12 protein-coding genes are annotated in these 8037 nt (G+C 72.2%); 4 read left to right on the forward strand and 8 right to left on the reverse strand.

Going from position 1 to position 8037, the window contains the following annotated elements; all coding sequences use genetic code 11:
* Positions 1 to 278 (forward strand): P1 family peptidase (locus tag FV230_RS20870; protein ID WP_187275570.1); only part of this gene is annotated, 278 nt, incomplete at its 5' end.
* A 10-nt stretch (positions 279 to 288) separates the two neighbouring features.
* Here the strand turns inward: FV230_RS20870 and FV230_RS20875 are convergent.
* The 5 genes from FV230_RS20875 to FV230_RS20895 all read right to left on the reverse strand — a co-directional run bounded on the left by FV230_RS20875 (position 289) and on the right by FV230_RS20895 (position 4597).
* Complete coding sequence (locus FV230_RS20875) at positions 289 to 567, reverse strand: hypothetical protein (RefSeq protein ID WP_147843754.1); 279 nt, start codon at positions 565 to 567, stop codon at positions 289 to 291.
* A 13-nt stretch (positions 568 to 580) separates the two neighbouring features.
* Positions 581 to 787 carry a hypothetical protein gene (locus FV230_RS20880; RefSeq protein ID WP_147727724.1) on the reverse strand — a complete coding sequence of 69 codons (207 nt, stop codon included), beginning with the start codon at positions 785 to 787 and terminating at the stop codon, positions 581 to 583.
* A 93-nt stretch (positions 788 to 880) separates the two neighbouring features.
* Positions 881 to 3247, reverse strand: a complete 2367-nt coding sequence (locus FV230_RS20885) for a response regulator (protein WP_147843755.1) — start codon at positions 3245 to 3247, stop codon at positions 881 to 883.
* Between the two features lie 50 nt (positions 3248 to 3297).
* A complete protein-coding gene (gene rarD, locus FV230_RS20890) occupies positions 3298 to 4203 on the reverse strand; it encodes an EamA family transporter RarD (RefSeq protein WP_147727726.1) in 906 nt (301 codons plus the stop codon).
* 121 nt (positions 4204 to 4324) lie between these two features.
* On the reverse strand, positions 4325 to 4597 hold the full coding sequence (locus tag FV230_RS20895; protein WP_147843756.1) for a hypothetical protein: 273 nt from the start codon (positions 4595 to 4597) through the stop codon (positions 4325 to 4327).
* A gap of 85 nt (positions 4598 to 4682) precedes the next feature.
* Here FV230_RS20895 and FV230_RS29840 point away from each other — a divergent pair, with 85 nt between their 5' ends.
* Both FV230_RS29840 and metC read left to right on the forward strand, forming a co-directional pair.
* Positions 4683 to 4856, forward strand: coding sequence for an Rmf/CrpP family protein (locus FV230_RS29840; RefSeq protein WP_187273697.1), 174 nt, complete (start codon positions 4683 to 4685; stop codon positions 4854 to 4856).
* Positions 4857 to 4942: 86 nt separating this feature from the next.
* Positions 4943 to 6130, forward strand: a complete 1188-nt coding sequence (gene metC, locus FV230_RS20900; RefSeq protein ID WP_147843757.1) for a cystathionine beta-lyase — start codon at positions 4943 to 4945, stop codon at positions 6128 to 6130.
* A gap of 7 nt (positions 6131 to 6137) precedes the next feature.
* On the opposite strand, the gene FV230_RS20905 is transcribed toward metC, so the two are convergent.
* On the reverse strand, positions 6138 to 6752 hold the full coding sequence (locus tag FV230_RS20905; protein WP_147727720.1) for a pyridoxamine 5'-phosphate oxidase family protein: 615 nt from the start codon (positions 6750 to 6752) through the stop codon (positions 6138 to 6140).
* A 222-nt stretch (positions 6753 to 6974) separates the two neighbouring features.
* Here FV230_RS20905 and FV230_RS31275 point away from each other — a divergent pair, with 222 nt between their 5' ends.
* On the forward strand, positions 6975 to 7109 hold the full coding sequence (locus FV230_RS31275; RefSeq protein WP_281408309.1) for a hypothetical protein: 135 nt from the start codon (positions 6975 to 6977) through the stop codon (positions 7107 to 7109).
* 85 nt (positions 7110 to 7194) lie between these two features.
* Here FV230_RS31275 and FV230_RS20910 read toward each other — a convergent pair whose 3' ends face one another.
* Positions 7195 to 7530, reverse strand: a complete 336-nt coding sequence (locus FV230_RS20910) for a lipid-A-disaccharide synthase N-terminal domain-containing protein (RefSeq protein WP_147727719.1) — start codon at positions 7528 to 7530, stop codon at positions 7195 to 7197.
* Positions 7531 to 7535: 5 nt separating this feature from the next.
* Positions 7536 to 8037, reverse strand: a 502-nt coding sequence (locus FV230_RS20915) for a glycosyltransferase (RefSeq protein WP_147843758.1), incomplete at its 5' end; no start/stop codon positions are given.

Consider the following 8037-nt stretch of genomic DNA (forward strand, 5'->3'; position numbering starts at 1 on the left):
CCAAGGCGCAGTGCCGGCGCCTCGCGGTGGCGGCGCAGGTCGGCCTCGCGCGGGCGATCCAGCCGGTGCACACGCCCCTCGACGGCGACGTGGTGTTCTCCGTCGCGACGGGGGCGGTAGCGCCGGCGGACCCGATCGGCGACCTGGCGCGCCTCGGCGACATGGCGGCCCAGGTGCTGGCCCGTGCCGTCGCGATCGGGGTGTACGCGGCGGCGTCCTTGCCCGGAACGCACGGCCTTCCGCCGGCTTGGCGCGACCGGTTCGGATCGGGCGCGTAGGGCGGCGGGCTTAGGCCTCGTCGCGGGCGTCCTGCAGCAACTGCGCGAGGCCGACATCCACCTCCGCTCCGAGCATCGCGCGCTCGGCATCGGTGAGGTCGCGCGCCCATTTCGGGCCGGCGAACCCGGTCGCGCACTTGTCGCGCTCGGCGGCGATGTAGGCTTCGACCTCGGCCGGGCGGGTCCGCATCGCGTCGACCATCCCGAACCAGGCCGCACGCTCGACCACCGCGAGGCGGGCCCGCAGCCGGATCATCACCGCCCGCTCGGGATCGACGTCGTCGCTCATCGGGGCGGGATCCTCAGCGCCGCGGCTCGCAGCGGGTCTTCACGTAGCTGTCCTTGCCGTTGCCGAGGCCGGCATTGGCGGCCAGCACCGGGCCCTGGATCAGGCATTCCTGCAGGGTGTGGGCCGGGCCCGTCACCACGTCGAGGGCGTTGTCCCGGCTGCAATCCTGGACCTGGACCGACGAGGCGCAGATCAGGGCGACGACGACGATGGGATTCATGGGCGCGCTCCAAGGCCCCGCCGCGACGGGCGCGTGCCGGGATTGCAAAGGGACGGGCCGGCGGAAGGTTCCGCCGGTGCGCCGATCCGCGCGCTAGCGCTCCTGCGCGGCGAGCGCGTCGAGGAGCCCCTGCATGCTCTTCGGCACCGGCGCGGAGACCTCGCGCGCGTAGAGCACGCGCAACTGCCGGCCGATCTCGGCGAGGCTCAAGGACCCCTTCTCGATCACCCGGTCCGCCTGGGCCTGGAGGCTCCTGCGCTCGGCGTCGGTGATCTCCTTGGCGGTCAGCACCACCACCGGCACGTCGCCGTCGGGCCGCGCCCGCAGCGCGCGCAGGAACCCGAACCCGTCCATCTCCGGCATCATCAGGTCGAGCAGGATCAGGTTCGGGCGCTGCGCCTCGAAATGCTCCAGCGCCGCCCGGCCGTTCTCGGCCTCGTCGACGCTCCAGCCGTCGCGCGCGAGCGTCCGGCGCAGGCGCTCGCGGGCGTCCGCGTCGTCGTCGACGACGAGGACGCGGGCCTCGACGCCCTCCGGCCGGTAGCGGTCCATCAGGCCCTTGAGCCGGTCCCAGTCGATCGGCTTGACGAAGTAGTCGGTGGCGCCGAGCGCCTGGCCGAGGCCCTGCTCGGCCACCACCGAGGTCATGATCACCGGGATGCCGGCGAGCTCCGGGTCGTTGCGCACGGCGTGCAGCACCGCCCAGCCGTCCATGCGCGGCATCTCGACGTCGAGCAGGATCGCGCGCGGCTTCAAGGCCCGCGCCAGCGTCAGCCCGGCCCGGCCGTCGTTGGCGGTGCGGACGCGGAAGCCCTCGCGTTCGAGGAAGCGCTGCAGCAGCTCGCGCGCGGCCGGGTCGTCGTCGACGAGCAGCACCGCGTCGTGCTCTTCGTGCGCGTGCACCGGCGCGGGCACGGCGAGCTCGGCCGCGACCTGCCCCTCGTCCTCGACCGCCAGGATCGCCGGCAGCCGCAGGGTGAAGGTCGAGCCCTGCCCGGGCACGCTGGTCACGCCGATGTCGCCGCCCATGGTGCGGCAGAAGGCGCGGGTGATGGCGAGGCCGAGGCCGGTGCCGCCGAACTGCCGCGTGGTCGATTCATCGGCCTGGGCGAAGCGCTCGAACAGCCGGCCGATCTGCTCCTCGGTGAGCCCGATCCCGGTATCGGCCACCGAGAAGCCGAACCAGTCGGCGCCGGCCTCGCGCTGGCGCTCGACCTTCAGGGTGATCGTGCCGTTCTCGGTGAACTTGGCCGCGTTGCCGATCAGGTTGAGCAGGCACTGGCGGATCTTGGTCTGGTCCTGGTGCATCGCGCCGAGGTCGTCGGCGAGGTCGAGGACGAAGCGGTTGCCCTTCTTCTCGACGAGCGAGCCGGTGGCGTCGGAGACGTCCGAGATCAGGTCGGCGACGGTGAAGTGCTCGGCCGAGGCGGTCATGCGCCCGGCCTCGATCTTGGAAATGTCGAGCACGTCGTTGATGAGCGAGAGCAGGTGGCGGGCCGCCGCCTCGATCTTGCGCAGGTCGGGCAGCAGGGCGGCCTGCCCGATATCCTCGAGCTCCTCCCCGAGCATCTCCGAGTAGCCGATCACCGCCGAGAGCGGCGTGCGCAGCTCGTGGCTCATGTTGGCGATGAACTGGCTCTTGGCGAGGTTGGCGGCCTCCGCGGCCTGCCGCGCCCGCTCGACCTCGGCCTCGGCCTCCTTCCGGTCGGTGATGTCGGTGTTGGAGCCGACCCATTCGCGCAAGGAGCCGTCGGCGGCGAGCACCGGCACGCCGCGCACCTCCATGTCGCGCCACTGCCCGTCGTGCCGGCGCAGGCGGTAGTCGACGGCGTAGGGCGTGCGCGCCTCGATGCAGCCGGCCCACACCTCGGCGGCATGCGCCCGGTCGTCGGGATGGACCGCGTCGATCCAGCCCCAGCCCTGGAAGGCCTCCTCGGACTGACCGGTATAGGCGCTCCAGCGCGGCTGCGGCGGCAGCAGGGCGCCGGCGGCGTCGGTGTTCCAGATCACGGCCGTGGAGGCGTCGACGAGCGCCCGGAACCGCTCCTCGGATTGCAGCAGCCGGTCCTCGGCTTCCTGCTTGTGGGTGATGTCGGTGTTGGTGCCGTACCAGCGCAGGATCCGGCCCGCCGCGTCCCGATGCGGCATCGCCTGCGACAGGAACCAACGGAAGGTGCCGTCCTTGCCCCGCAGCGGGAAGGTGTCCTCCCAGGCATCGCCGCCGGCGATCGCCGCCTTGAAGCGCTCCGTCACCGCCTCGACGTGGTCGGGATGGTGGACGTCGCGCCAGCCCCAGCCGCGCATCGTCGCGAGGGTCGTGCCGGTGTAGTCGTACCAGCGGCGGTTGTACCAGATGATGTCGCCGGTCGCGGTGGCGATCCAGGCGAGCTGCGGCAGCGCCTCGGCGAGGTTCTCGTAGTCGGCCTGCGTGACCGTGGCAGGCTCGCTGGGATCACTCATCGCAACACTCGGACTGGCTTCCCGCGGCGGATGCCGGGCACGAAGCGGCCTTATACACGCATCGCGCCCGGGTTCGGCGCGGCGGTTTCGCCCGGCACGCCATGCGCCCGCGCCGCCCGGCCGGCGCGGAGAAGGTCGAAGGCGTAGAGCGCCAGCGCCAGCCAGATCAGCCCGAACATCGGGATCGCGTGCGGCGCCACGTGCTCGCCGTAGGCGAGGACGCTCAAGGCCAGCAGGCAGGTCGGGGCGATGTACTGCATCAGGCCGAGCGTCGCGAGGCGCAGGCGGTCTGCGGCCGCCGCGAACCAGATCAGCGGCAGGGCCGTCGTCACCCCCGTCAGCGCCAGCAGGGCGAAGTCCCGCGGATCGGGCGGCAGGGCCGGCTCGGGCGACAGCAGCACCCAGACGAAGGCCGCCGGCGTCAGGATCAGCGTCTCGGCGAGGAACCCGACCGCCGGGTCGACCCCGACCACCTTCCGCACCAGGCCGTAGAGGGCGAAGCTCATCGCGAGCTCGAGCGCCACCAGCGGCAACGTGCCGGCCAGCACCACGGCGATGGCGACCCCGGCCGCGGCGATGCCGACGGCGACCCGCTGCAGCGGGCGCAGGCGCTCGCGCAGGACCACGGCGCCGAGCGCCACGCTGACCAGCGGGTTGATGTAGTAGCCGAGGCTCGCATCGAGCAGGTGGCCGCTGTTCACCGCCTGCAGGTACAGCAGCCAGTTCACGCCGATCAGCCCGGCCGAGACGAAGAGCAGCGCGTGCCGGGGCCGCAACGGGAACGGGGTGCGCACCCGGTTGCGCCACAGCAGCACCAGCGCGACCGCGAACAGGCACGACCACAGGATGCGCACCGCCAGGATGTGGCTCGGGGAGAAGCCCGAGAGCAGCCGGAAATGCACCGGGACGACGAGGCCCCAGCTCAGATAGGCGCCGAGCGCGTAGACGAGGCCCACGGTGTCCGTCCCGATCGCGTCCGCCGGCATCCGGCGCGGAGAAGTCCTGGCGATCTAGCCCGCGCCGGCCGCTTCGGTCAGGTCCGGCGGCGCAGAGCAGGCATCCGCCCCGCCCGCGCCGTCAGCGCTTCGTCGGCAGGATCGGGTCGCCGCGCATCAGCGCGTTCAGGCGCTCGGTGTCGAACCCGTTCGGGATCTTCGCCGGCGCCGGCTTCACGGCCGCGACCGACTTCTCCGGCGCCGGGATCGATCCGGTCGCCGAAGGTTCGGGCAGGACGATGCGGGCGACCGGGCTCGGCACCGTGTGGGCCAGCCGGTCGGCGCAGACGAACCCGATCACGAGGATCGAGGCGCCGGCCGAGACGCCGGCGGAGAGGAGACGCAGGATACGCAAGCGACGGGTTCCGGCAACGCGAACGACGACGGAGCCGAGGATGGCCCAAGGCCGTTAACGAAGGGACACCTCACAGGGAGATCCCATGAAACCCGAAGCGAACGCCCAGGCCACCGCCAGCGACAGCCCGTTCATCCAGGGCCGCAACGCCCGCCTCTACGGCAAGCCGATCGACGATTGCCCCTACGCGGAGGGCTCGGAGGAGCGCACCGCCTGGCTGCAGGCCTACGAGGAGGCCACCGTCACGGACGCCGGCTGACCGAAAGGGCGGCCCGGGCGCACGCTTGACCTCCGCCGGGTTGCCGGGCTTCGTCGTCCGATCGCAGCCCGAGAGCCAAAGCGCCCATGTCCAAGCCTTCGTCCAAGACCGCCGAATCGTTCGGGGTCGCGACGCGCCTCGTCCATGCGGGGCGCGATCCGGCGGCGCAGCACGGGTTTGTCAACACGCCGATCTATCGCGGCTCCACCGTGCTGTACCCGACCTACGACGACATCGTGCACCGGCGCGGCCGCTACAATTACGGCACCAGCGGCACGCCGACGATGGACGCGCTGACCGATGCCTGGAGCGAGGTGGCGGGCGCTGCCGGCACGGTGGCGACGCCCTCGGGCCTGTGCGCGCTCACCGTCGCGCTGATGGCCTCGGTCTCGGCCGGCGACCACCTGCTCGTCACCGATTCCGCCTATCGCCCGACCCGGATCTTCTGCGACGGGCTGCTCGCCCGCTTCGGCGTCGAGACGACCTATTACGACCCGCTGGTCGGCGCCGGCATCGCCGGGCTGATGCGCGACAACACCAAGGCCGTGCTGGTCGAGGCGCCGGGCTCGCAGAGCTTCGAGATGCAGGACGTGCCGGCGATCGCCGACGCGGTCCACGCCCGCGGCGGCACCGTGATCATGGACAACACCTGGGCGACGCCGCTGCTGTTCCCGCCGCACGCGCGCGGCGTCGACATCGCCGTCGAGGCCGGGACCAAGTACCTCAGCGGCGGATCCGACCTGCTCCTCGGCCTGACCTCGGCCAACGCCGCGCATTTCCCGGCGGTGCGGCGGACCTTCGACCAGATCGCCCCCTGCGCCGGCCCCGAGGACCTGTTCCTGGCGCTCCGCGGCCTGCGCACCATGAACCTGCGGCTGCGCGAGCACGGCCGCGCCGGCCTCGAGATGGCGCGCTGGCTGCAGGAGCGGCCGGAGGTGCTGCGCGTCCTCCATCCCGGCCTGCCCGAGGATCCCGGCCACGCGATCTGGAAGCGCGACTTCTCCGGCGCATCGGGCCTGTTCGGCGTGGTCCTCGAGCCCGTCTCGGAGACCGCCGTCGCCGCGATGCTCGACGGCCTGGAGCTGTTCGGGATGGGCTTCTCCTGGGGCGGCTTCGAAAGCCTCGTCATTCCCTTCGACTGCAGGCCCTACCGCACGGCGACGCAGTGGGCCCCCGGCGGTCCCGCCCTGCGCTTCCACATCGGGCTCGAGGACGTCGCGGACCTGAAGGCCGATCTCGACGCCGGGTTCGCGCGGTTGCGGGCGGCGGCCTGAGGCGCCCTCACGGCACCCGCCATTCGCCCCGCCACCCTTCCCCGTCGCGGCGCCAGCCGGCGCGGCGATGGCCGCGGCGGTCGAGGTAGAGGAAGTCGAGGGCGTCGGCGCGGACGAGGACGGCGGCGAAGTTCGGGCGGCCGACGGTCAGCGCCGCCGCCTCGTCGGGCACCGCGTAGCCGCCGCCGGCATCGAGCGCGGTGCCGGGCGCGGGCGCGATGCCGTAGCAGACCCGGCTCATCGCCCGCGAGCCGTCCCAGGCCGCGTCCGCCACGGCATCGTCGACGTGGAGACCCGCGCTGCCCTCGATCCGGATCTGGATCTTCGCCGCGCGGTCGTAGGCGTGGAGCGCACAGGCCGGGTTGGCCGCGACCTCGGCCGCCTTGTCCGAGCGGCGGTCGCAGTGGAAGCGCAGGGTGCCGGTCGCGGCATCGGCCTCCCGCAGCACCACCGTGCGGCTGCGCGGGCGGCCCGCCTGGTCCAGCGTCGCGAAGCTCGGGGCGTGGAACGCGCTCCGTCCCTGCGCGACCCCGTCCGCCAGCAGCCGCCACGCTTCGGCGAAGGCCGCGTCGAGGTCGTCGTGGAACGGCGGGAGCGGGTGGCGGGCATCGTCCTGTGGCATCGGGCTCCGAACGGCGCGTGGGTGGGGCGAGACGAGCACGGGCGCGACGGGGGATCAAGCGCGGCATCGCGGTGTCGCGCGCTTAACGCTGTGGTGCCAAAACTAGGCGTCGTGTCCTAGTATGCCTTGACGCGTTCCTAACATGCATTACCCATTGTGCACCGCGTCGACGAGAGCCGCGCGGCTTCCGCTCTCAGATGAGACGTCGACGCTATGCCGTGGATGATGGTTCTGCTGTTCGGGCTGCCCTGCGCCCTCGGTTTCCTCTGCCTCTACGCCGATCGGCATCTCGCCCGGTTCTCCGAGTCCCACGACGACCTTTGGAAGCTGCCGCGGCCGTCTTCGCTGCAGCGCTGATCCCCGAGCGGACCCGGCTGCGACGCGCCAGGGCTCGGTCCGGCACCGGCCTCGGGCCGGTCGGCTCGGGCGCGGGAATGCCGGTTCAGCCCGCCTTGGTTTCGGTTCCGCGCCGGTTGCGGAAGATCAGGGCGAGGTTGCGCAGGTAGATCCCGGTCGAGAGGCCCTGGCCGATGATGATCACCGGCTCGCGGCGCACGAAGCCGTAGACCAGGGTCATGATTCCGCCGGCGATCGACAGGAACCAGAACGACAGCGGGATCACGCTCCGTCCCGCCCGCTCGCTGGCGATCCATTGCAGGATGAAGCGCGAGCCGAAGACCAGCTGCGCGACGATGCCGAAGACCAGCCAGAAGTCGAACCGCGTCACGAACACGTCGTAGAAGTAGTCCGGCAGGTCTCGCGCCAACTGGATCAGCATCGGAATCAGACCTCGGTGACGGCGGGCGTCGGACGCTTGCGGCGGATCAGCCACCACACGCCGGCCAAGTCGAGCAGGCCGACCCAGAGGCGGTCGAACAGCCCGTAGTTCGAGACGCCGGTGAAGCGCGGGCGGTCGACCACGTCGCGGTGCACGATCGCGAAGCCCTCGCGCACCACGAGCGCCGGCATGAAGCGATGGAGGGCGTCGAAGTACGGCAGGCGCAGGTAGACCGCGCGGCGGAAGACCTTGAGGCCGCAGCCGGTGTCGCGGGTGGAATCGTTGAGGATCCGCCCGCGCACGCCGTTGGCGATGCGGGACTGGATCATCTTGAAGCGCCCGTCCTTGCGGCCCTTGCGCTGCCCCTGGGCGAGGCCCGTCCCCTCGCCCGCCTGCTCCAGCGCCGCCACCAGGACGGGGATGAAGGCCGGGTCGTTCTGGCCGTCGCCGTCGAGCGTCGCGACGATCGGGCCGGCGGCCGCCGCGACCCCGCTGCGCACCGCCGCC

This window comes from Methylobacterium sp. WL6, from assembly GCF_008040095.1.
In the GTDB taxonomy this organism is placed as follows: Bacteria; Pseudomonadota; Alphaproteobacteria; order Rhizobiales; family Beijerinckiaceae; genus Methylobacterium.

Coding starts and splice junctions, on each gene's coding strand:
- FV230_RS20880 (WP_147727724.1), bottom strand. CDS start 787: ATGAATCCCATCGTCGTCGTCGCCCTGATCTGCGCCTCGTCGGTCCAG.
- FV230_RS31275 (WP_281408309.1), top strand. CDS start 6,975: ATGATGGTTCTGCTGTTCGGGCTGCCCTGCGCCCTCGGTTTCCTCTGC.
- FV230_RS20905 (WP_147727720.1), bottom strand. CDS start 6,752: ATGCCACAGGACGATGCCCGCCACCCGCTCCCGCCGTTCCACGACGAC.
- FV230_RS20885 (WP_147843755.1), bottom strand. CDS start 3,247: ATGAGTGATCCCAGCGAGCCTGCCACGGTCACGCAGGCCGACTACGAG.
- FV230_RS20910 (WP_147727719.1), bottom strand. CDS start 7,530: ATGCTGATCCAGTTGGCGCGAGACCTGCCGGACTACTTCTACGACGTG.
- FV230_RS29840 (WP_187273697.1), top strand. CDS start 4,683: ATGAAACCCGAAGCGAACGCCCAGGCCACCGCCAGCGACAGCCCGTTC.
- FV230_RS20875 (WP_147843754.1), bottom strand. CDS start 567: ATGAGCGACGACGTCGATCCCGAGCGGGCGGTGATGATCCGGCTGCGG.
- metC (WP_147843757.1), top strand. CDS start 4,943: ATGTCCAAGCCTTCGTCCAAGACCGCCGAATCGTTCGGGGTCGCGACG.